Annotated in this window: 19 protein-coding genes and 2 tRNA genes; 10 read left to right on the forward strand and 11 right to left on the reverse strand. The window is 59.9% G+C overall.

Features of this window, described 5'->3' with window-relative positions; translation table 11 throughout:
* Window positions 1-2: 2 nt before the first annotated feature.
* The 6 genes from speB to QQJ98_RS07120 all read right to left on the reverse strand — a co-directional run bounded on the left by speB (window position 3) and on the right by QQJ98_RS07120 (window position 6,073).
* Window positions 3-959: an agmatinase gene (gene speB, locus QQJ98_RS07095; RefSeq protein WP_284324653.1), complete on the reverse strand. Its 957-nt coding sequence runs from the start codon at window positions 957-959 to the stop codon at window positions 3-5.
* 9 nt (window positions 960-968) lie between these two features.
* A complete protein-coding gene (locus QQJ98_RS07100) occupies window positions 969-1,943 on the reverse strand; it encodes an ABC transporter permease (protein WP_284324654.1) in 975 nt (324 codons plus the stop codon).
* 10 nt (window positions 1,944-1,953) lie between these two features.
* Complete coding sequence (locus tag QQJ98_RS07105; RefSeq protein ID WP_284324655.1) at window positions 1,954-3,210, reverse strand: ABC transporter permease; 1,257 nt, start codon at window positions 3,208-3,210, stop codon at window positions 1,954-1,956.
* Window positions 3,211-3,316: 106 nt separating this feature from the next.
* Window positions 3,317-4,387 (reverse strand): ABC transporter substrate-binding protein, encoded by a 1,071-nt coding sequence (locus QQJ98_RS07110; RefSeq protein WP_284324656.1) that lies wholly within the window; start codon window positions 4,385-4,387, stop codon window positions 3,317-3,319.
* A 71-nt stretch (window positions 4,388-4,458) separates the two neighbouring features.
* On the reverse strand, window positions 4,459-5,562 hold the full coding sequence (locus QQJ98_RS07115) for an ABC transporter ATP-binding protein (RefSeq protein ID WP_284324657.1): 1,104 nt from the start codon (window positions 5,560-5,562) through the stop codon (window positions 4,459-4,461).
* Window positions 5,563-5,986: 424 nt separating this feature from the next.
* Window positions 5,987-6,073: transfer RNA gene (locus tag QQJ98_RS07120), tRNA-Leu, on the reverse strand.
* Between the two features lie 149 nt (window positions 6,074-6,222).
* On the opposite strand from QQJ98_RS07120, the gene lipB reads away from it, so the two are divergent.
* The 5 genes from lipB (at window position 6,223) to QQJ98_RS07145 (ending at window position 11,143) form a co-directional block, all read left to right on the forward strand.
* Window positions 6,223-6,888, forward strand: a complete 666-nt coding sequence (gene lipB / locus QQJ98_RS07125; RefSeq protein WP_284324658.1) for a lipoyl(octanoyl) transferase LipB — start codon at window positions 6,223-6,225, stop codon at window positions 6,886-6,888.
* 526 nt (window positions 6,889-7,414) lie between these two features.
* Window positions 7,415-9,085, forward strand: coding sequence for a cytochrome c oxidase subunit I (ctaD, locus tag QQJ98_RS07130; RefSeq protein WP_284324659.1), 1,671 nt, complete (start codon window positions 7,415-7,417; stop codon window positions 9,083-9,085).
* A 188-nt stretch (window positions 9,086-9,273) separates the two neighbouring features.
* Window positions 9,274-9,762: a DUF2244 domain-containing protein gene (locus QQJ98_RS07135; protein WP_284324660.1), complete on the forward strand. Its 489-nt coding sequence runs from the start codon at window positions 9,274-9,276 to the stop codon at window positions 9,760-9,762.
* 38 nt (window positions 9,763-9,800) lie between these two features.
* On the forward strand, window positions 9,801-10,181 hold the full coding sequence (locus tag QQJ98_RS07140) for a VOC family protein (RefSeq protein ID WP_284324661.1): 381 nt from the start codon (window positions 9,801-9,803) through the stop codon (window positions 10,179-10,181).
* Window positions 10,182-10,321: 140 nt separating this feature from the next.
* Window positions 10,322-11,143 (forward strand): zinc metalloprotease, encoded by an 822-nt coding sequence (locus tag QQJ98_RS07145; protein ID WP_284324662.1) that lies wholly within the window; start codon window positions 10,322-10,324, stop codon window positions 11,141-11,143.
* A 3-nt stretch (window positions 11,144-11,146) separates the two neighbouring features.
* Here QQJ98_RS07145 and QQJ98_RS07150 read toward each other — a convergent pair whose 3' ends face one another.
* A complete protein-coding gene (locus QQJ98_RS07150) occupies window positions 11,147-11,599 on the reverse strand; it encodes a GatB/YqeY domain-containing protein (protein ID WP_284324663.1) in 453 nt (150 codons plus the stop codon).
* A gap of 174 nt (window positions 11,600-11,773) precedes the next feature.
* Between QQJ98_RS07150 and carA the strand changes: the two genes are divergently transcribed.
* Together carA and QQJ98_RS07160 are read left to right on the forward strand one after the other, a co-directional pair.
* Window positions 11,774-12,934 (forward strand): glutamine-hydrolyzing carbamoyl-phosphate synthase small subunit, encoded by a 1,161-nt coding sequence (carA, locus tag QQJ98_RS07155; RefSeq protein ID WP_284324664.1) that lies wholly within the window; start codon window positions 11,774-11,776, stop codon window positions 12,932-12,934.
* Window positions 12,935-13,021: 87 nt separating this feature from the next.
* Window positions 13,022-14,893 carry a glycosyltransferase gene (locus QQJ98_RS07160; RefSeq protein WP_284324665.1) on the forward strand — a complete coding sequence of 624 codons (1,872 nt, stop codon included), beginning with the start codon at window positions 13,022-13,024 and terminating at the stop codon, window positions 14,891-14,893.
* A gap of 36 nt (window positions 14,894-14,929) precedes the next feature.
* Here the strand turns inward: QQJ98_RS07160 and QQJ98_RS07165 are convergent, their stop codons facing one another.
* Entirely contained in the window at window positions 14,930-15,565 is a 636-nt protein-coding gene (locus QQJ98_RS07165) for a GntR family transcriptional regulator (protein WP_284324666.1), read from the reverse strand.
* A 90-nt stretch (window positions 15,566-15,655) separates the two neighbouring features.
* Here QQJ98_RS07165 and QQJ98_RS07170 point away from each other — a divergent pair, with 90 nt between their 5' ends.
* On the forward strand, window positions 15,656-16,300 hold the full coding sequence (locus QQJ98_RS07170; protein WP_284324921.1) for a pyrimidine 5'-nucleotidase: 645 nt from the start codon (window positions 15,656-15,658) through the stop codon (window positions 16,298-16,300).
* A 69-nt stretch (window positions 16,301-16,369) separates the two neighbouring features.
* Complete coding sequence (locus tag QQJ98_RS07175) at window positions 16,370-17,569, forward strand: UbiH/UbiF family hydroxylase (protein WP_284324667.1); 1,200 nt, start codon at window positions 16,370-16,372, stop codon at window positions 17,567-17,569.
* A gap of 12 nt (window positions 17,570-17,581) precedes the next feature.
* Here QQJ98_RS07175 and QQJ98_RS07180 read toward each other — a convergent pair whose 3' ends face one another.
* On the reverse strand, window positions 17,582-19,900 hold the full coding sequence (locus tag QQJ98_RS07180) for a Tex family protein (RefSeq protein ID WP_284324668.1): 2,319 nt from the start codon (window positions 19,898-19,900) through the stop codon (window positions 17,582-17,584).
* A 105-nt stretch (window positions 19,901-20,005) separates the two neighbouring features.
* Window positions 20,006-20,082: transfer RNA gene (locus tag QQJ98_RS07185), tRNA-His, on the reverse strand.
* 101 nt (window positions 20,083-20,183) lie between these two features.
* Between QQJ98_RS07185 and QQJ98_RS07190 the strand changes: the two genes are divergently transcribed.
* Window positions 20,184-20,399, forward strand: a complete 216-nt coding sequence (locus tag QQJ98_RS07190; RefSeq protein ID WP_284324669.1) for a DUF6324 family protein — start codon at window positions 20,184-20,186, stop codon at window positions 20,397-20,399.
* A 12-nt stretch (window positions 20,400-20,411) separates the two neighbouring features.
* Here QQJ98_RS07190 and QQJ98_RS07195 read toward each other — a convergent pair whose 3' ends face one another.
* A complete protein-coding gene (locus QQJ98_RS07195) occupies window positions 20,412-20,870 on the reverse strand; it encodes an MmcB family DNA repair protein (protein WP_284324670.1) in 459 nt (152 codons plus the stop codon).
* Window positions 20,871-21,028: the final 158 nt, after the last annotated feature.

Below are 21,028 nucleotides of genomic sequence, written 5' to 3' on the forward strand. Positions count from 1 at the left end.
GCTTAGCGGACACCGCGTGCGTGGAAAATGAAGCCGAGGAAGTTCAGCAAAATCTGCGCCGCGAGGATCGAAGTCGATTGCGTCGGGTCATAGTCGGGGGCGACTTCGACCAGATCCATGCCGACCACCTCGTGATTTTTGGCAACCGCTTGCAGCATTTCCAGCACTTCGTAATACAGGAAGCCGCCGTGGCTGGGCGTGCCTGTTCCCGGCGCGATGGAGGGGCAAAAGCCGTCAATATCCAGCGTCACGTAAACCCGCGCACCTTTGGGTATCCGCGCAATCACGCCCTCTGCCCCCAAGGCCCGCATTTGCCGCACAGACAGAATGTCCGATCCCATCGCCCGCGCGGCCTCGTAACCCTCGCGCGCAGTGGACGACACATTGCGGATGCCCACCTGCGTCAGCCCCTTGACCCAAGGCTTTTCAGCCGCCCGCCGCATGGGTGAGCCGTGACCGACGCGCACGCCATGACGCTCATCGACGAAATCCAAATGTGCGTCGATTTGCAGGATGTGGATATCGCCCTGCCCCTCAAACGCCTCTATACACGGGATATTCACCGAATGATCGCCACCGATCACCACCGGAAGCGCGCCAGCTGCCAGCATAGCCTCTACCCCGGTGCGGATATTGGCGTGGCTGCGCGTGGTGTCGGTGTGGATGATATCGGCGTCACCAATATCCACGATCCGAACGGCTGCGGGCAGATAGGTGCAGTCGTCCTCGTGATCGTAAGCCCCGGCATGACCAAAGCTGAACAGCGTCGACGCCTCGCGGACCGAACGCGGACCAAACCGCGCACCGGCGCGGAACTGCGTACCAAAATCGAACGGCGCGCCCATCACAGCCACATCGGCGTCGATCTTTGACCAATCTTCGACGTAAGGCCGTTTGCCAAAGGTGGAAATCCCGACGAATGGCAGGTTCAACCGCCCGGTGTCATAGGTGTTGGCCATGATTTGTCCTTAGTGCGGCGTCACGCCGCGCAGCCGTTCAGACCGGCGGCGCAGGATTTCAACGGTGGCGAGCATGGCAATCGACACGATCACCAGAATGGTCGCCACGGCAAGGATGGCCGGGCTGATGGCCTCGCGGATGCCGTTCCACATCTGGCGCGGAATGGTCTGTTGATCGGGGCCTGCGATGAACAGCACGGCCACCACTTCATCAAAAGACGTCACAAAGGCGAACAACGCCCCGGAAATCACCCCCGGCAGGATCAGCGGCATGATCACCTTGAAAAACGTCGTCCGCGGGTTGGCACCAAGGCTGGCGCTGGCGCGGATCAGCGATTGATCAAAGCCCGACAAGGTGGCGGTGACGGTGATGATCACAAACGGGATGCCCAAAGTGGCATGCGCCAGAATGATCCCCAGATGCGAGTTGGCCAAGCAGCCCTTCACCGACAGAAACGGTGACAGCAGCCAGCCCAACCAGTTGTCGGGCGAGATACAGGCGCTGGAATAGAAGAAAAACAGCCCGGTGCCAATGATGATGATCGGCACGATCATCGGCGAGATCAGCAGCGCCATGATGAGGCGGCGATACGGCATCTCGGGCCGCGACAGGCCAAGAGCGGCGGTGGTGCCCAGAACGGTGGCCAAAATCGTCGCCCACATACCGATCCACAACGAGTTTTTCGCGGCTTTCACCCAAGTTGCCTGCTCCCAAACTTGCGACCACCAACTGCTGTCGCGCACCGCATCTTCGGGGGCCGAGATGCCAAGCGTCAGCAACGTGTCATACCAGCGCAAGGAATAGCCAGAAGGGTCCAGCGCCAACATCTTGTGGGTGAACGAAAAATACGGCTCAACGTTGAATGACAACGGAATGACAATCAGGATCGGAGCGACCAGAAACAGGAAGATCAGGATGCACAGGACGCGGAAGGTGTAATACCAGACGCGCTCTAGCGGCGAGGCATAGACGGGAAGGGCCATGAGTGTCTCCTCAGCCGAGTTTCAGACGGTCGATGCCGATCAGGCGGTCATACAGCCAATACAGGATCAGAACGGCGGCCAGCAGGATCGCGGCCAAAGCGGCAGCCATCGACCAATTGGCTTTGCTCATGTGGAACTGGATCAGGTTCGAGATAAGTTGGCCATCGGCGCCACCGACCAAAGCCGGGGTGATGTAGTAGCCGACCGCAAGAATGAACACCAACAGCGAACCCGCAGCGATGCCCGGCAGGGTTTGTGGCAGATAAATCCGCCGGAACGTGGTCCAGCTGGTGGCGCCCAAGGAACGCGCCGCGCGGGCATAGCTGGGCGGGATCACCCTCATCACCGAATACAAAGGCAGCACCATGAACGGCAGCAGAATATGTGTCATCACGATGATGGTGCCGGTTTGATTGTAAATCATCCGCACCCGGCCATCATCGCCAATCACGCCAAGCCACACCATCAAGTCATTGATAATGCCTTGCTCTTGCAGAATGGCGATCCAGGAACTGGTGCGCACCAACAGGCTGGTCCAGAACGGAAGCAGCACCAGGATCATCAGCAGGTTAGACTTTGCCATCGGCAGAACCGCCAGCCAATGCGCGATCGGGAAGGCCAGCAGCAGGCAAGACACCGTGATCACCAAGGACAGCACAAAGGTCTTGATGAACAAATACAGATAGATGCGCTGGTTGTCTTCAACCCGCTCGACCCCGCCATCGGCGTTGCGCTTGAGGTCGCTGGAAACCATGTAGAAATCCGAGGTCCATTCAGACGACGCATTGCGCATCGCCACCCAAAGCAGCGGATCACCCCACATCTTATTGCTGGCGATCAACGCCTCTTTATAGGGGGGCACCAGCGTGTCTGCAGAACGTGCTGCCGCTTTGAACACGGAAATCGTGCCGGGGACGGTATAGTTGATCCGCGTGCCCGCAGCGCCCGCGGTCTTGTCCTTTTGCATCTGCACAAGGTCAGCGACCAAGGCGGCATAGGCATCCTCGGGAATATCTGCGCTTGCGGGATGGTCCTGAAACCATGCAACCATGCTGGGCGCGTTGGACGAAAAGCCATCGTGATTGATCGAACGCTCCAACATCTTCAGGATCGGAACGATAAAGGTCAGCACCACAAAGGCCAGCAAGGGCAGCACCAGAAAGAACGCGCGCCATTTGGCCTTGCGCTGCGCCTGCGCCAGCGCTGATTTCAGCGGGCGACCATCGGCCGTGCGCAAGATTTCGGGAGCAGAGGTCAGGTCAACCATGAATCATCCTTACGGTCGCGCGGAAAAGCCGCTGCCAAGACCGAACGAGAAGTGAGAAATTCGGAGGGAAATCCGGGCGCGGCACGAAGCGCGCCCGGACATCGGATCAGTTAGCCGCGAGCCATGCGTTGAAGCGGTCGTTCAGCTCTGCGTCATGATCGACCCAGAATTCAAACGACGAACCCAAGGCATTTGCCATGTTTTCCGGTGCTGTCGGCACGTTCGGACCCATCAGGGTCTTGCCGTCCTTGTACATGATCGGCGTGGCGTTGGCCGATTTGCGTGCCGGACCATAAGAGATCTGGGTTGCTTGCGCCTGCATGCCTTCGGTCGAGGTCGAATAAGCGATGAACTGCAACGCTTCTTCTTTGTTCGGTGCGCCCTTCGGGATCACATACATTTCGTTTTCAAAGATTTGCGCATCCCAAACGATCTGGAACGGCTTGCCTTCACCGATAGCGGCGTTGAAAATCCGGCCATTATAGGCCGAAGTCATTGCAACTTCGCCGTCAGCCAGCAGTTGCGGCGGTTGTGCGCCAGCTTCCCACCACACCACGTCTTTTTTGATGGTGTCGAGTTTTGCAAATGCCTTATCAACGCCTTCCGGGGTGCCCAAGGTCGCATAAACGTCAGCCGGAGCCACGCCATCCGCCATCAGCGCAAATTCCAGAACGGCTTTAGCGCCTTTGTGCAGGCCGCGCTTGCCGGGGAACTTGGTCAGGTCAAAGAAATCCGCAGCCGTTTTCGGGCCCTCGGGGAACTTGGTGGTGTCATAGGCGAAGATTGTCGCCCAGATGTCGGTCGAAACGCCGCAATCGGTCAAAGCGCCGGGCAGGAAGTCATCTGCAACCGGGGTGCCATCCGCGCCAGCCGGCAAGGATGCAGGGTCGATCGTCTCAAGCACGCCTTCGTCACAAAGACGGATTGCATCGGCATATTCAACCGAAGCCACGTCGACGGTGACGTTGCCAGCCTCGACCATGGCTTTGATCGGGGTGGCGGGGTTGTCGCTGTCGGTCATCGTGGTGGCGATGCCGGTTTTGGCAGCGAACGGCTTGACGTGTGCTTCGGTTTGCGCAGCACCGTAAGCGCCGCCCCACGACATCACCGTGACATCAGCCTGAGCGGCAAATGCAAGGCTGGTCAGGGCGGTGGACAGAACGAGAAGTTTCTTCATCGAGGTCTCCCAGGTTGGATAAGGACGTTTGTTAAGTGGCCGCGTCCCTGCGGCCGCCCCATTTTCGGGGATCACATTGGATCGAGTGCGCGGGCGTCTTGCGGCGCCCAACCGATCTTGATTTTCTCACCCGGAGACAGCATGCGCTGCCCCAAGGTATTGCGTGACTTGATCACGAATTCATCCGATCCGGCAACACGCAAACGTGTGCGGAACAGATCGCCCATGTAAATGAACTCCATCACTTCTGCGTCGATGGTATGCGCGCCTGCGGGCATCATCTCGGGCTTGTATTCAACCCGTTCTGGGCGGATCGACACCAGCGTTTTTGCACCTTTTTCCGACACGTTCACTGGCGTCGCATCAATCACTTCGCCCGTCGTCAGACGCACGGTGCATTTGCCGTCACCTATCGATTCGATCACGCCGGGCAACTTGTTGTTCTCGCCGATGAACTGCGCCACAAAGCTGTTGTCAGGGCGTTCATACAGATCAGAGGGGCTGGCAAGCTGCTGGATGCGGCCATCGTTGAACACGGCGACACGGTCCGACATCGTCAATGCCTCGCCCTGATCATGCGTCACATAGACAACAGTGATGCCAAGGCTTTCATGCAAGTGCTTGATTTCAAACTGCATATGCTCGCGCAGCTGCTTGTCCAACGCGCCCAAGGGTTCGTCCATCAGCACCAGAGACGGATCAAACACCAAAGCCCGCGCCAAGGCGATCCGCTGCTGTTGGCCGCCCGAAAGCTGCGCCGGACGGCGGTTGATGAACGAATACATCTGCACCATATCCAGCGCGCGTTTGACCTTGGCCTCGCGCTCGGATTTGCCAATGCCGCGCACTTCCAGCGGGAAGGACAGGTTTTCACCCACCGTCATATGCGGAAACAAAGCGTAGTTCTGGAACACCATGCCGATGCCGCGCTTATGCGGCGGCACTTCGTTGATATTGGTGCCGTCCAGCATGATCCGCCCATGCGTCGCGGTTTCAAACCCGGCCAGCATCATCAGGCAAGTGGTCTTGCCCGAGCCCGATGGCCCCAACATCGTCAGAAACTCACCTTTGCCAATCGATAGGTTCAGGTCTTTGACGACCAATGACACGCCGTCATAGCTTTTCTGCACGTGCTCAAAAGCGACGAAAGCGTCGTTCGGGCTGGTTGAAACCACGCCAATCTCCCCATGTATCCGGCAGTTTTCCTGCGCTTGTCCTATACGCTTACGGCAAGGGCCTAGCAGATGGCAATTCCCGATTACGCAGGGTGAAGGTCGCACGGTCAAACTGGTTCAATCGGGCATTTTGCGCCCTGTTTGCCGCTTAGAACGGCAGTTGATGAACCAAGTGGCAGTCGGATCGGCTGAGGCATGCGCTTGGAAACAGAGTTTCAGCACAGGAATCATCGCAATGTTGGCGCTAACCGATTCTGTGACTGCTTGCACAGAATCGCCCCTCTGCGGACAAATACGACGCCCTGCCGATTTATTAGGCAGAGATGAAACCAGTATGACGGAACGGAGGTGATGACAGGGTCGCCGCTGTCAGATCAAATGAAAACGGGTTGGCGAGCTATGCTCTAACCAACCCGAGGTCCAGTGGTGCGGATGAAAAGACTCGAACTTTCACTCCGATTAAAGAACAGCGACCTCAACGCTGCGCGTCTACCAATTCCGCCACATCCGCACGACTGGGCCTCGGGTGGCGGCTATGTAGCCGCACTGTGGCGCGATGAAAAGGGGGATTCTGCACGGCACCCGGCTTTGCCCACCGCCGCGGTTGCAATCTGTCGCCGCCCGCGCCATCTGTGAGCCACAGAACAAAGGAGATCGCCGGTGAACCCCGTGCAATGGCAGCATCTTGCGGGACTTGCGCCCTATGCCGAAACCCTGACCGCGATGGAGGCGCGCGCCGCCGCGATTGCTGCAGGCGAGGCATCAGAGGCGATCTGGCTGCTGGAACACCCGCCGCTTTACACCGCAGGCACGTCGGCCAAACCCGAAGATCTGACCGACCCTGATCGGTTTCCCGTCTTTTCAGCCGGTCGTGGCGGCCAATATACCTATCACGGCCCCGGCCAGCGCGTGGCGTATACCATGCTAGATCTGAACCAGCGCGGCCGCGATGTGCGGCAGTTCGTCTGCGCGCTGGAAAACTGGGTGATCGCGACCCTTGCGGAATTCAACGTCAAGGGCGAGCGTCGAGCGGGCAGGGTTGGCGTCTGGGTCGTCCGCCCAGATCTGCCCACCAATCCCGATGGCAGCCCGCGCGAAGACAAAATCGCCGCCATCGGCGTGAAATTGCGCCGATGGGTGTCATTTCACGGCATCTCGATCAACGTCGAACCCGATCTGTCACATTTCTCGGGCATCGTGCCCTGCGGCATTACGGATCACGGCGTCACCAGTCTGGTCGATCTGGGCCTGCCCGTCACTATGGCTGACCTTGATGCCGCCTTGATCAGTTGCTTTCCGCGCGCCTTCAATCAGCTGCGTGCCTGACCAAACCGCCGTGAGGTTTACGCCTCACGGACAGCGCTCGCTTTAACGGTCAAAGTCAGGCTGCGACATATCGACCGATCCCGCCACCGCTTCAACCTGCGTCATAGCTATCACGATCCGACAGGCAGGCCGATGATGGTGGCCACAGCAGCCAAGAACAAGCTTTCGCAGCTTATCCTTTCAAGGTTTTCCAAAGCCAGCACTCGCAAGCTTCCGCTGCAGCAGTGGGTCATGTAACTCATTGACAGCACAGGGGCAGATGTCTGGCGACATCCGCGCCAAAGGATCAGACCTAAGTCTGCGCGGCGCGGCCGCTATCCGCTCGATATGCCCAACATTTCGGGCGCAGCGGTTGGTGCGTAGTGAGCCCGTAATTCCGGGTCGAAATGTGCGCAGTTGCAAGATTTTCTTGACGCAGATCAAACTCTGACATTGCCCTGCCCGCGGCCTCAATCTAGATACATCTTGTAATCCGGCATGGTGCCTCCATGCGCGGACAAGAATGTAACGACAACGGGAGACGCCAATGGCCGACGCAGCCATCCATGGCCACGACCATGAGCAACGCAGCTTTTTCACCCGCTGGTTCATGTCGACGAACCATAAGGATATCGGGATCCTCTATCTGTTCACCTCGGGCCTTGTCGGTCTGATCTCGGTGATCTTCACGGTCTATATGCGGCTCGAACTGATGGAGCCGGGTGTGCAGTACATGTGCATGGAGGGGATGCGCTTTATCGCGGATGCCGCCCGTGAATGTACCCCCAACGGCCATGTCTGGAACGCGACCGTCACCGCACACGGCATCCTGATGATGTTCTTTGTGGTGATTCCCGCGCTGTTCGGTGGCTTTGGCAACTACTTCATGCCGCTGCAGATCGGCGCGCCGGATATGGCGTTCCCGCGGATGAACAACCTGTCGTACTGGATGTATGTCGCCGGCACCTCGTTGGCCGTGGCATCCTTGTTCGCGCCGGGTGGTGAAGACCAGTTGGGCGCGGGCGTGGGCTGGGTGCTTTATCCGCCACTGTCAACGCGCGAATCCGGCTATTCGATGGACCTTGCGATTTTCGCGGTTCACCTCTCGGGTGCCTCGTCGATCCTTGGTGCGATCAACATGATCACCACCTTCCTGAACATGCGCACGCCGGGGATGACCTTGCATAAAGTGCCGTTGTTCGGCTGGTCGATCTTTGTGACCGCATGGCTGATCTTGCTGGCGCTGCCGGTTCTGGCGGGCGCAATTACCATGCTGCTGACCGACCGTAACTTCGGCACCACCTTCTTCGACCCCGCTGGTGGCGGCGATCCGATTCTGTATCAGCACATCCTGTGGTTCTTCGGCCACCCGGAAGTGTATATCATCGTGATCCCGGCTTTCGGAATCATCAGCCAGGTGATCTCGACCTTCTCGCGCAAACCGATCTTCGGCTATCTGCCGATGGTTTACGCAATGGTCGCCATCGGCGTGCTGGGCTTCGTCGTCTGGGCGCACCACATGTATACCGTGGGCATGTCACTTTCGCAGCAAAGCTACTTCATGCTGGCCACCATGGTGATCGCGGTGCCGACAGGCATCAAGATCTTCTCTTGGATTGCCACCATGTGGGGCGGCTCGATCGAGTTCAAAACCCCGATGCTCTGGGCTTTTGGCTTCTTGTTCCTGTTCACCGTCGGCGGCGTGACTGGCATCGTGTTGTCGCAGGCCCCAGTGGACCGCGCCTACCACGACACCTATTACGTGATCGCGCACTTCCACTACGTGATGTCTCTGGGCGCTGTGTTCGGCATCTTTGCGGGTATCTACTTCTGGTTCGGCAAAATGTCGGGCCGTCAGTATCCGGAATGGGCAGGCCATGTGCACTTCTGGATGATGTTCATTGGTGCCAACATCACCTTCTTCCCGCAGCACTTCCTGGGTCGTCAAGGCATGCCGCGCCGCTACATCGACTATCCCGAGGCCTATGCCTACTGGAACTATGTCTCGTCGCTGGGGGCGTTCCTGTCCTTCGCCTCGTTCGTGTTCTTCATCGGCATCGTGTTCTACGCATTGCTGTGGGGCAAGAAAGTCACCCAGAACAACTACTGGAACGAATACGCCGACACGCTGGAATGGACCCTGCCCTGCCCGCCGCCCGAACACACGTTCGAGCAACTGCCCAAGCAGAGCGACTGGGACCACAACCGCGGCCACTAAGCTTCGGTCAGACATCAAAAAGCCCCGCAGCGATGCGGGGCTTTTTTTATGACTGGTATGCAAGACCGCAGCCAAAAGCCATGCAAAGAAAGCGATGCTCGGCCCCTGCTCAAATGTTTGATCATCCCGGCTATCAGCCTATCTCACCTCTGAAACTGACCCGTAGATTCCTTCCACAAAGCACCCGCATGCCCTACGAATGGCTCCCTCCCGCTGGCGACGACACCCAACGCCTGCACCTCTGGCCCTACCGCTCCCTCCCCCGGCGCGGCATGGTTTGGTTTATAGGTTCCACCGCCGCCTTGATCGCGCTGCCGCTGGTCGTGCTGATCGGCTCGCCAATCCTATGGGCGATACTGCCCTTCCTGCTGGCCGCCATCGCAGCGATCTGGTGGGCGCTTCAGCGCAGTTACAAAGACGGTGAAATCCTTGAAGACCTGAGCCTGAGCGAAACTGAGATCAGCCTTGTCCGCCACGGCCCGCATGGAAAGCACCAAAGCTGGCAGGCCAATCCGCATTGGGTCCGCGTCACCTTGCACAAAACCAAAGGCCCGGTGCCAGATTACCTGACCCTGACCGGCAACGGTCGCGAGGTCGAACTGGGGGCCTTCCTGCCACCCGAAGACCGCGCCGCGCTGGAAATTGATCTGCGCAAACGCCTTGCCGCCCTGCGCTAAGCGCTGCAAACTTCTTCTGTCATCACAGGGGGGCCGCCATGATCTACCGCTATACCATCCTCTACGTCGCTTCCGTCCCGGAAACGCTGCAATTTTACGAAGCCGCCTTCGGCTTTCCCATCGGCTTCCTCCACGAGGGCGGCGATTATGGCGAGTTGATCACTGGCGACACCAAACTGGCGTTCTCTTCCCACGCGCTGATGGACAGCATCGGCAAAGAGGTGGCAACCGAACCGCCTGCAAAACCATCCTATGAACTGGCTTTTGAAACCACGGATGTCGCGGCAGCCGTCGCCCGCGCCATCGACGCAGGGGCCGTGCTGGTCAAACCGATCACCGAAATGCCTTGGGGGCAGACGCTGGCCTATGTCCGTGCCCCCGAAGGCACCTTGATCGAGCTTTGCACCCCCACCGCATAAGGCATCAGCGCGCGCGCAAGAATCATTGCACGGCCAAAAGGGGCCGCTAGCATCAGCATATTCAAATTTCCGTCGACCCGTTTTCAAAGCAGATTTCACCGCGCGCCCACATGACGCGGCATTTCACCCAAGGATTTCCCATGGCCCAGCCTCCCCGTCGTTTTCAACCCGTTCCCGGCATCACCGTCGATCTGGCGGGCAGTACCCTCAGCATAACGGGCCGCGCCGAGATCTGGGGCCCGCAAGCCAATGCCCTGCGCGCCACCCAGATTCAAAACACCATTAACAATGCCTGGACCATGCGGGTCGGCGCGGTGGATTTTTCCTGCAACATCATCGTCAGCCACCGCACTTCCAGCGAACCGGGACGTGCCTTGCAGATTGAGGTGCTCGACATGCCCGGGCCCTCTAACGTGCAGATGCGCGCGGAAGGTCATCCGATGCAACTGAACAACCGCGAGCCTGACGCCTATAACTGGACCGCCGCGCATGAATTTGGCCATGTGCTGGGCTTGAACGATCGCTATTCGGAATCTGCCGCCAGCCGGGCCAGCGGCGACAAAGGTGGCCCGCGCCATACCCCAGCCAATCCGGGATATGAGACCAATATGATGGCCGTTACGGGCGGCACGCTCAGTCTGCAAAACGCGCTTGATCTGGCGAACGAAACCCAGCCCTCAGAGTGGGGCCTTGATGACGACGACGAGGTGCGCAACTGGGTCAACAACCACACCGCCCAGCAAATTCAGGCGCTTAGCGCAGATGTGCGGCTGCGCGGGCTCGAGATTCTGATGAACGGCTGGGTCAGTGGCGACGATCTGCGCGCGATGGAACGGCTGATCGGCGGCGTCACCAACGCGATAGAGGCGCGCAACATCCGCACCCGCATCGACCCGGTCCGCCTGACCGATCTCGGCCAACGCACCCGTCTGCGCGTCGCGATGGAGCGGATGCCGCGCTAAGCGTTACCCCAGCTGTGCCTTGATCAGCGCCCCCACGGCACCAAAATCCATCATTCCGGTGTATTTGGCCTTCAGCACCGCCATCACCCGGCCCATGTCTTTGATGCTGCTGGCACCAGCCTCGGCCACTGCCGCCGCAATCGCAGCCTCAAGATCAGCGCCCGTCACCTGCTGCGGCAGGAATTCATTGATCACCGCGATTTCGTTCAGCTCTTTGGCTTCCAACTCGGGACGCGCGCCTGCCGCATAGGCTTTGGCCGATTCCTGACGTTGTTTCACCATCTTGCCCAGCAGCGCCAGAATGTCGTTTTCGCCAACCTCGCCACCCTCGCCGCGCGCCGCAATTTCGCGGTCTTTGATCGCCGAAGTGACCATGCGTAGCGTCGAAAGCCGCTCGGCCTGTTTCGCCTTCATCGCCTCTTTCACCGCCGCTTGCAGACGCTCACGCAACTCCATCTTTCGACTCCCTGAAATTCCAATCCGACCATACACCGCCACCCGATCTCGCGCAACTGCACCCACAAACCACAAGGCATTGATTAACCTAGACAATCCTTTTGCTGCAAACCCTTGACCCTGCCTGCCCCTGCCACTAGTGTCGCCCGGATTTTGCCGACAGGAGCCGCAGCCATGTCCACTCTCTCCGAATCCCGCCCAACCGCCTGTATCGCGCTCTCTGATGGCTCGGTGTTCTATGGCCATGGCTTTGGCGCGGTGGGGGAAACGGTGGCGGAACTGGTGTTCAACACCGCAATGACCGGCTATCAGGAAATCATGACAGACCCCTCCTATGCGGGCCAAGTCGTGACCTTTACCTTCCCGCATATCGGCAACACCGGCGTCACCCCCGAGGATGACGAGACCGCCACCCCAGTCGCCGCAGGCATGGTGGTGAAATGGGACCCGACCGAACCTTCAAACTGGCGCGCAACCACCGATCTGCAAGCATGGCTGGCGCAAAAGGGCCGCATCGGAATCGGTGGCATCGACACCCGCCGCCTGACCCGCGCCATCCGCCAGCAAGGCGCGCCGCATGTCTGCTTGGCGCATGATCCAGAGGGCAAATTCGACATCGGCGCGCTGGTTGCCAAAGCCCGCGCATGGAAAGGCCTTGTTGGACTTGATCTGGCGAAAGACGTGTCCTGCGCGCAATCCTACCGCTGGGATGAACAGCTTTGGGCTTGGCCCGCAGGGTACACCAAACGTGAGGGCACCGGCCTGCGCGTCGTCGCCATCGACTATGGTGCAAAACGCAACATCTTGCGCTGTCTCGCCTCTGCGGGCTGCGAAGTCACCGTCTTGCCCGCCACCGCCACCGCCGAAGACGTGCTGGCATTGAACCCCGAAGGCGTGTTCCTGTCGAACGGCCCCGGCGATCCGGCGGCGACTGGCAAATATGCCGTGCCGATGATTCAGGGCGTGCTGGCGCGCGATCTGCCCTTGTTCGGAATTTGCCTTGGCCATCAGATGCTTGCACTGGCGTTGGGGGCCACCACGGTCAAAATGAACCACGGCCACCACGGCGCCAACCATCCGGTGAAAGACATCACCACCGGCAAGGTCGAGATCACCTCGATGAACCACGGCTTCACCGTTGACAGCCAAACCCTGCCAAAGGGCGTCTCGGAAACCCATGTCTCGCTGTTTGATGGCTCCAACTGCGGCATCGCCGTCGATGGCAAACCGATCTTCTCGGTGCAATACCACCCCGAGGCATCGCCCGGCCCGCAAGACAGCTATTACCTGTTTGAGCGGTTTGCCGAAGCGATGCGCGCCCGCCGCGCGGCCTGATCTGCCGCGATCACGCCGGTTCCTCTGGTTTAGTTAATCAATCATTAACCCTCCGGGTGCAGTCTGTCGCGGCTGCCCGGAGGTGTGATGGCCGTTACCCCGCTTCGACCGATCAACCGCTTTGCGCCCGGCTTGGCCGTGGCGCAGCCTGCGGTATTGGCAAAGCCCACGCTGCAAACATTGGCGGCCAAACTGATGCAAAACGGGCTGGTGCCGCCGCATATCATCCTGCAAGCGCTCGCCCAACAAGACAGCCGCCGCAAACATCTTGCCGATATGCTGCTGGCCCGCAGCGCAGTGCCACCTTCTGTGCTTTACGACGCAATAGCGGCGCATTGGCAGGTTGGCCGCGTCGATCTTGCAGCCCTGCCGCCCGATCCGCGCCTGACATCACACCTCGATCACGTCAGCGCCTTGCGGTTCGGCCTGCTGCCTTGGTGTAAAACCGGGCATGTCACGGTGATTGTGACCGCCTACCCCGACACGTTCCACCAGCACAGCGCATGGCTGGAACGCATCTTCGGCCCGGTTGCGATGGCTGTGGCACCCATGCTCGCTATCGAGGACGCCTTGCTGGCGGTGCATGGCGCAGCGCTGGCCACAGCCTCAGAAACCCGGGTCAATGCTGCGGAGAGTTGCCGCGCCTATCATACCACAACCCTGCAGCGCCCCGCCGCAGGGATTGTCGTGGCCATGATCGCCTTTGCACTGTTTCAACCGGTTGCCGCGATGGTTTGGCTGTTTGCACTGGCGCTTGGTGCGATGCTTTCGTCCAATATCATGAAACTGATCGCGTTTATTCTGATGCACAGGCCGCAAACGCAACCGCAAAGCAAACCCGCCATTGTCGCGCATCTGCCAATTGTGTCCGTCATGGTGGCGCTCTACCGCGAAAGCAACATCGCCACCCAACTGACAGCGCGACTGGATCGGCTGATCTACCCGCGCGAATTGCTCGATATCCTGCTGGTGGTCGAGGCCGAAGATCAGATGACCCGCGATGCGCTCGGCAGCGCCGATCTGCCGGGCTGGATGCGGGTGATCGTGGTGCCTGACGGCAGCGTCAAAACCAAGCCGCGCGCGCTGAACTATGCGCTGGATCATTGCCGGGGCGCAATTGTCGGCATTTATGACGCCGAAGACGCACCAGAGCCTGACCAGCTGCAAAAAGTGGTGGATCGCTTTCACCAGCGCGGCCCCGAAGTCGTCTGCCTGCAAGGCCAACTTGAATACTACAATCCGCGCAGCAACTGGTTGGCGCGCTGCTTCACCATCGAATACGCCTCGTGGTTCCGCATGTTCCTGCCGGGGATTGAACGGATGGGATTGGCTATTCCACTTGGCGGCACCACCTTGTTCTTTCGCCGCTCTGCGCTTGAGGAACTTGGGGGTTGGGATGCCCAAAACGTCACCGAAGACGCCGATCTGGGGCTACGCCTGTTCCGTCACGGGTATCGCACCGAATTGATCGACACCACCACCTTTGAGGAAGCCAACTGCCGTTCCTTTCCATGGGTCAAGCAACGCTCGCGCTGGATCAAGGGCTATATGATGACATGGATCACCCATATGCGCGACCCGCGCTTGTTGTGGCAACAGCTTGGGGCGCGGTGCTTCATCGGCTTTCAGGTGCAGTTTCTGGGCTCGATCCTGCAAACATTACTGGCGCCTTTGCTATGGTCGCTCTGGCTGACGCCCTTGGGCTTTCACCACCCGTTCAGCAGTGCGATTGGTGCAGATGCCTTCCGCGCCATCTATATCTCGATGATCGCCACCACGGTGCTTAGCCTTGTGTTTGACATCGCAGGCATGCGCCGCACGCAGCATCGGCTGAACCCGCTTTGGGCGCTGACCTTGCACTTTTATCATCCGCTGGCCACCTTGGCCGGCTACAAGGCCCTGTGGGAGTTGATGACCAAGCCGTTCTATTGGGACAAAACCAGTCACGGCCATTTTTGATCTCTGGCCCGCCGCACCAGCTACAACCCGCTGAAATCAGCGCGTTTTCAGCTCTCCCGCATCGACCCGCAGCCGGGTTTCAAACGCTTTAGAGATATGCGATTTCAACGCCAGATACGCCGCCTCACCGTCATGCGCCTCTATCGCGCGCACGATCTGATCATGCTCGGCCAAGGCCACCTCATCGCGCCCCGCCGCCGCAAATGTCGTCGTCGCCATCAACGCCATCGAACGGTGGACCAGATCCAATTGCTGCACCAAAAACCGATTGTGGCTGGCCAGATGGATCAGCCGATGAAACCGCTTGTTGGCCCGGCTCAGCACCCGCGGATCCCCGCCCAAAAGACCGCGATCCTCTTCAACCATGCCGCGCAGCACCCGGATTTCTTCATCCGACGCATGCCGTGCCGCCAGCCGTGCCGCCAAGCCTTCCAACTCCGTGCGCACGACATAAAGTTCAGCCAGTTGGTTGTGGTCCAGTGACGCCACGATCAGACTACGCCCGTCCCGCGTCAGCATGCCTTGAGTTTCAAGCCGTTGCAAAGCCTCGCGCACCGGGGTGCGAGACACGCCCAACCGCTCGGCGAGCTCAGATTCAACCAGCCGATCGCCGGGTTTATGAACCCCGGCCTCGATCGAATCGAGGATCAACGTGTATGCGTCTTTCTGCACGGCGGGCTCCTGTTTATGGCGCGACACTAAACGCCCGCGCCGCAGGATCAAGCGATTGCTGTCGTGAAATCTTCGCGCTATCTCTGCACCATGGTTAAAAATCAGTTCCAACACGTCACCACTTGGGTCTTCGACCTCGACAACACGCTGTATCCGCCGCAATTCCGGCTGTTCGACCAGATCGAGGTTCGGATGACCGCCTATGTGATGAATGCGCTTGGGGTCGGAAAGACCGAGGCTGATCGCTTGCGTCAGCACTATTGGGACAGCTACGGCACCACCCTCGCCGGTCTGATGCGTGAACATGCGCTTGATCCCGCGCCCTATCTTTCCGATGTGCATGACATTGATTTCACTGTGCTTCCTGCCGACCCACAGCTGGCGCGCACCATCAGCGCCCTGCCCGGTCGCCGCATTGTCTACACCAACGCCTGCGCCCCCTACGCCCATCGCGTGCTCGAGGCGCGCGGCCTCACTGGCCTGTTTGATGCGGTTTACGGCGTCGAGCACGCGGGCTTTCGCCCAAAGCCGGAACGCGCCGCCTTTGAAGCGATCTTTGCCCAAGACGGCGTAGACCCAACCACAGCCGCGATGTTCGAGGACGATCCGCGTAATCTGATGGCCCCACATCAGATGGGGATGAAAACCGTGCATGTAGCCCCCAAGGCTTTGAAGTCGCTGCATATTCAGCATCACACCGATGATCTGGCAGCCTTCCTTGCCACGCTGATCTGACCCAACCGAGACGCTTTGTCGCTTCGCTTTCGGCCACAGCCGCGCTAAATTCGCAGCAAAGGGGCCGCCATGACACGCATTTCCGCTGATATTCTGATCTCTGGTGGCGGGGTGGCGGGTCTGACCGCTGCCGCCGCTTTCGGCACTTTGGGCTTTTCGGTGCTCTGCGCCGACCCCACCCCCCCGGTCACCACGGCCGAGGCCGAGGGCGCCGATCTGCGCACCACCGCATTTTTGCAGCCCTCAATCCCGGTGCTGGAGGCCGCTGGCCTGTGGGATCGCCTTGCGCCGCATGCCGCCGCCTTGCAGATCATGCGGATCGTGGACGCCGGCGGTGAGGTTGCAGAGCCGCGTGTTATCAAAGACTTCGACGCTGCTGATCTCTCGGACAAGCCCTTCGGCTGGAACCTGCCAAACTGGCTGCTGCGCCGCGAAATGCTCGCCCGGCTTGGTGATCTGCCCAATGTGACCTTTCTGCCCGGCATTGCAACGACGGCCCTGCTGACGCGAGAGGCTGAAGCCATCGTGTCGCTGTCAGATGGCCGCAAGATCAACGCCAAACTGGTGATCGCCGCCGATGGCCGCCATTCAACCATGCGGCAAGCCCTTGGAATCCCCGTTAAAACCATCCGCTATGGTCAAAAGGCCGTGACCTTCGCCGTCAACCATCCAATCCCGCACAACAACGTCTCGACCGAAATTCACCGCTCGGGTGGCCCATTCACGCTGGTGCCGCTGCCAGATCGCAATGGCCTGCCCTGCTCTGCCGTGGTCTGGATGGAAACCGGCCCCGAAGCGCAGCGCCTGTCTGCCCTGCCTGTGCCCGAGTTCCAGGCCGCGATCAACGCCCGCTCCTGCCAGATTCTGGGGCCATTGACGCTGGCATCGCGCCGCACGATCTGGCCGATCATTGCCCAAATCGCCGCGCGCATGTCGGGTGAGCGCACCGCTTTGATGGCCGAGGCCGCGCATGTCGTCCCCCCGATCGGCGCGCAGGGTTTGAACATGAGCCTGACCGACCTTGCGACGCTGCTTGATCTTGCGCAGGCCGATCCGGCCCAGATCGGCAGTGCCAAGATGCTGGAAACCTATCACCGCCGCCGTCATTTCGATGTGCAGGCGCGCGTGACCGGCATCGACGCGCTCAATCGCGCCTCGATGATCGAAGGCCAATTCCTGCGCGATCTGCGCGCAGGTGCTTTGAATATGTTCTATTCCGTCGCCCCGGTGCGCAAATCGCTGATGAAAGCCGGGTTGGGCCTGCGTTAAAGGGCGCCTGCGTTAACGGCTGTTAAACTTGCCCTTCAGCGCATCGGCAAAAGCGCTGCTGCCAGCCGATGATCCCGCCGAAGTCGGCAAAGGCTTGCCGCGTTGCGGTTGCGGGCTGCGATCCTGCTGCCGTTCCCGCAACTGCTCGCGCGCCTCGCCGCTGACGGATTTCATCGTCAGGCCAATGCGCTTGCGCGGCACATCCACCTCGACCACACGCACCTTTACCACATCGCCCGCCTTAACCACTTCATGCGGGTCTTTAACGAATTTATCAGCAAGTTGGCTGACATGCACCAGCCCATCCTGATGCACGCCAATATCCACAAACGCGCCAAACGCCGCGACATTGGTGACGGTGCCTTCCAACATCATGCCGGGCTTCAGGTCTTTTATATCCTCAATCCCATCCGCGAAGGTCGCGGTTTTAAAGCTGGGGCGCGGGTCACGCGCGGGTTTTTCCAACTCGGCGAGAATGTCTTTCACCGTCGGCAAACCGAATTTGGCATCAACAAAGCTGCGCGGGTCAAGCGCCTTCAACGCCGAGGGGTCCGCCATCAACGCCCGAATGTCCCGACCACAAGCAGCAACAATTTTTCGTGCCACATCATAGGCTTCCGGGTGAACCGAGCTTGCATCTAGCGGCTCTTTCCCGCCCGAAATCCGCAAGAATCCCGCCGCTTGTTCAAAGGCTTTCGGCCCAAGACGCGCGACTTTCAGCAACTCGCGCCGGGTGGCAAACGGTCCATTGGCATCGCGGTGGCTGACAATCGCTTCCGCCAGACCGGGGCCAACCCCCGACACCCGCGCCAGCAGAGGGGCCGAGGCCGTGTTCAGGTCAACCCCCACCGCGTTCACCGCATCTTCCACCACGGCCTCAAGGCTGCGGCCCAGACGGTGCTGATCGACGTCGTGTTGATACTGGCCGACACCAATCGCTTTCGGCTCAATCTTAACCAATTCCGCCAGCGGATCCTGCAGCCGCCGCGCAATCGAAACCGCGCCGCGCAGCGACACATCCATGCCCGGGAACTCTTTCGCCGCCAATTCGCTGGCCGAATAAACCGAAGCCCCAGCTTCGGAGACGATCACTTTGACCGGCTTTTCCGCACCCGGCAGCACGGCGAGCAAATCAGCCACCATCTTTTCGGTCTCCCGGCTGGCGGTGCCATTGCCGATTGAGATCAGCTTGACGCCGTGCTTGGCGATCAGCTGCGCAATCACCACCTGCGCACCGCGCAGATCGTTTTTCGGCTGGAACGGATAGACGGTATCGGTGCCCAGAACCTTGCCCGTCGCATCGACAACCGCAACCTTGACCCCGGTGCGAATCCCCGGATCAAGCCCCATCGTAGCCTTACCCCCTGCCGGAGCGGCCAACAGCAAGTCTTTCAAATTGCGCGCAAAAACCGCAATCGCTTCTGCTTCGGCCCGCTCGCGCAGCTCTGACATCAGATCCAGCGTCAGCGAGGTTTTCAGCTTGACCCGCCACCCCCACGCCGCCGCCTCGCGCAGCCAAGCGTCGCCCAAACCGCGACCCGAGGCGCTGAGTGCCGCCGCACAAGCCCGCTCTGCCGGGCTGTCACCCTTTGGCGCATCTGGATCAATGTCCAGATCAACGGTCAAAAAGCCCTCATTCTGCCCGCGCAGCATCGCCAGAACCCGGTGACTTGGCGCGCCGGCCCAAGCCTCATTATGCGCAAAATAATCAGAAAACTTCGCGCCCTCGGCCTCTTTGCCCGCGACGCCCTTGGCCTGCAAACGCCCAACCTGCTTCATATGGCTGCGCAAACGGCCCAGCAGGGCGGCATCCTCGGACAGCCCTTCGGCAACAATATCGCGCACGCCTTCCAGCGCGGCTTTCACATCAGGCACCGCTTCGGTCACGAAGCCTTTCGCCAGAACCGCAGGGTCCGCCGCCCGATCCGCCAGAATCGCCTCGGCAAGCGGGGCCAGCCCATTTTCCCGCGCAATCATCGCCCTCGTGCGGCGTTTCGGCTTGTAGGGCAGGTAAATATCTTCCAGCTCGGCCTTGGTCGTGGCCTTCGCAAGTGCCGCCGACAAAACATCGGTCAGCTTTCCCTGATCCGAGATCGAGCCCAGAATCGCCGCCCGACGCGCCTCCAGCTCACGCAGATAGACCAGACGTTCGGCCAGATTGCGCAGTTGCGTGTCGTCAAGGCCGCCAGTGACTTCCTTGCGATAGCGCGCGATGAACGGCACCGTCGCCCCTTCATCCAAAAGCGTGATCGCAGATGTCACCTGACCCGCAGTCGCACCAATTTCTGCTGCAATAACAAGGGGGATACGGCGGGCGGCTTCGGGTGTCATCGGCAATTCCTTCACTTGGAAGGCCGACCATACAGGGGCTGCGCAGCAAGGCCAAGGCCTGCCAAACAGGGCAAGCGAAGATCAACCAGCGCTGAAAAGAAAGGATGGTACCACGTCCCCGGCTCGAACGGGGGACCCCTAGATCCACAATCTAGTGCTCTAACCAACTGAGCTAACGCGGCACGCAAGCGGGGATTTAGCGCCCCCCTCGCCGGATTGCAAGGGCAGGATTGCCAAAGTTTGCCGCTCTTGTTACCCCAAGACAAACTAAAGGAGCAGCAAGATGGGCATCGACAAGCAAAGCGACATCGCAGCGAATATCCAGATCGGCCCGACCGAGATGGGCATGGTGCGCATTTACATCGAAGCCGATGGCGGCATCGAGCTGCCTTTGGACTTCGACGCCGATGAGGCCGAAGAAATCGCCGAAGAACTGATGGCCGCGGCAGAGGCTGCGCGTGCGATTGCAGGCGGCGCCAAACCGAAGAAAAAGCGCTGAAATCTTGGCAATTTAGATCAGCAACCCCGCCATGACGGGGTCGCGGTAGCCTTGCAGCCGCGATGCCGCGTGACGGGCGAACTTTTGCAGCATCACTTTACGCCGCGCGGCAGACAACGGCGTATCCGCCCCCATCCGCACAAGCGCCGCATCATAGGCGTCGGCGATGATCAGGCCCGAGCCTTCCGGCAGCAGATCGGTCGGGAAATTGCCATCCACCGCCCAAAAAAACCGATCGCACCATTCCAGATAGCCGCGCCATTTCTGATCCGCCCTGTAATCGGCGCGGCTGGATTTGCACTCGATGATCCAAACCTCGCCCTTCGGCCCCAACGCCATCACATCGACGCGCAGCCCCGGCGTTGGCACCAATTCCTCAACGCTGACAAAATCGAGTTGCCGCAGTGCCCGACACACCCCGCGCTGCAAACGCTGGCCAGGCAGATTGGGCAAAATATCGTCGCTATCCATTGCGAAAATATGAACGAAACGGAAACATCCCGCAAGCCCCTGCGCGCCCCTTGCTATCGCGCCCCCCCACGCCTAGATTAAGCCTTGGCGGGTTCTGCTCTTCGCGTGTATGGCCCTTTTCCAGTGGCCGATAAGCATCTCCGAGGGAGCTGGCTCTG

Origin of the sequence: Cypionkella aquatica, assembly GCF_030161095.1 — a bacterium.
GTDB lineage: Bacteria > Pseudomonadota > Alphaproteobacteria > Rhodobacterales > Rhodobacteraceae > Cypionkella > Cypionkella aquatica.

What these genes read in the sequence shown, in the direction of transcription:
- speB (WP_284324653.1), bottom strand. Translation starts at nt 959, where the DNA reads ATGGCCAACACCTATGACACCGGGCGGTTGAACCTGCCATTCGTCGGG.
- QQJ98_RS07100 (WP_284324654.1), bottom strand. Translation starts at nt 1,943, where the DNA reads ATGGCCCTTCCCGTCTATGCCTCGCCGCTAGAGCGCGTCTGGTATTAC.
- QQJ98_RS07105 (WP_284324655.1), bottom strand. Translation starts at nt 3,210, where the DNA reads ATGGTTGACCTGACCTCTGCTCCCGAAATCTTGCGCACGGCCGATGGT.
- QQJ98_RS07110 (WP_284324656.1), bottom strand. Translation starts at nt 4,387, where the DNA reads ATGAAGAAACTTCTCGTTCTGTCCACCGCCCTGACCAGCCTTGCATTT.
- ctaD (WP_284324659.1), top strand. Translation starts at nt 7,415, where the DNA reads ATGGCCGACGCAGCCATCCATGGCCACGACCATGAGCAACGCAGCTTT.
- QQJ98_RS07135 (WP_284324660.1), top strand. Translation starts at nt 9,274, where the DNA reads ATGCCCTACGAATGGCTCCCTCCCGCTGGCGACGACACCCAACGCCTG.
- QQJ98_RS07140 (WP_284324661.1), top strand. Translation starts at nt 9,801, where the DNA reads ATGATCTACCGCTATACCATCCTCTACGTCGCTTCCGTCCCGGAAACG.
- QQJ98_RS07145 (WP_284324662.1), top strand. Translation starts at nt 10,322, where the DNA reads ATGGCCCAGCCTCCCCGTCGTTTTCAACCCGTTCCCGGCATCACCGTC.
- QQJ98_RS07150 (WP_284324663.1), bottom strand. Translation starts at nt 11,599, where the DNA reads ATGGAGTTGCGTGAGCGTCTGCAAGCGGCGGTGAAAGAGGCGATGAAG.
- carA (WP_284324664.1), top strand. Translation starts at nt 11,774, where the DNA reads ATGTCCACTCTCTCCGAATCCCGCCCAACCGCCTGTATCGCGCTCTCT.
- QQJ98_RS07160 (WP_284324665.1), top strand. Translation starts at nt 13,022, where the DNA reads ATGGCCGTTACCCCGCTTCGACCGATCAACCGCTTTGCGCCCGGCTTG.
- QQJ98_RS07170 (WP_284324921.1), top strand. Translation starts at nt 15,656, where the DNA reads ATGGTTAAAAATCAGTTCCAACACGTCACCACTTGGGTCTTCGACCTC.
- QQJ98_RS07175 (WP_284324667.1), top strand. Translation starts at nt 16,370, where the DNA reads ATGACACGCATTTCCGCTGATATTCTGATCTCTGGTGGCGGGGTGGCG.
- QQJ98_RS07180 (WP_284324668.1), bottom strand. Translation starts at nt 19,900, where the DNA reads ATGACACCCGAAGCCGCCCGCCGTATCCCCCTTGTTATTGCAGCAGAA.
- QQJ98_RS07190 (WP_284324669.1), top strand. Translation starts at nt 20,184, where the DNA reads ATGGGCATCGACAAGCAAAGCGACATCGCAGCGAATATCCAGATCGGC.
- QQJ98_RS07195 (WP_284324670.1), bottom strand. Translation starts at nt 20,870, where the DNA reads ATGGATAGCGACGATATTTTGCCCAATCTGCCTGGCCAGCGTTTGCAG.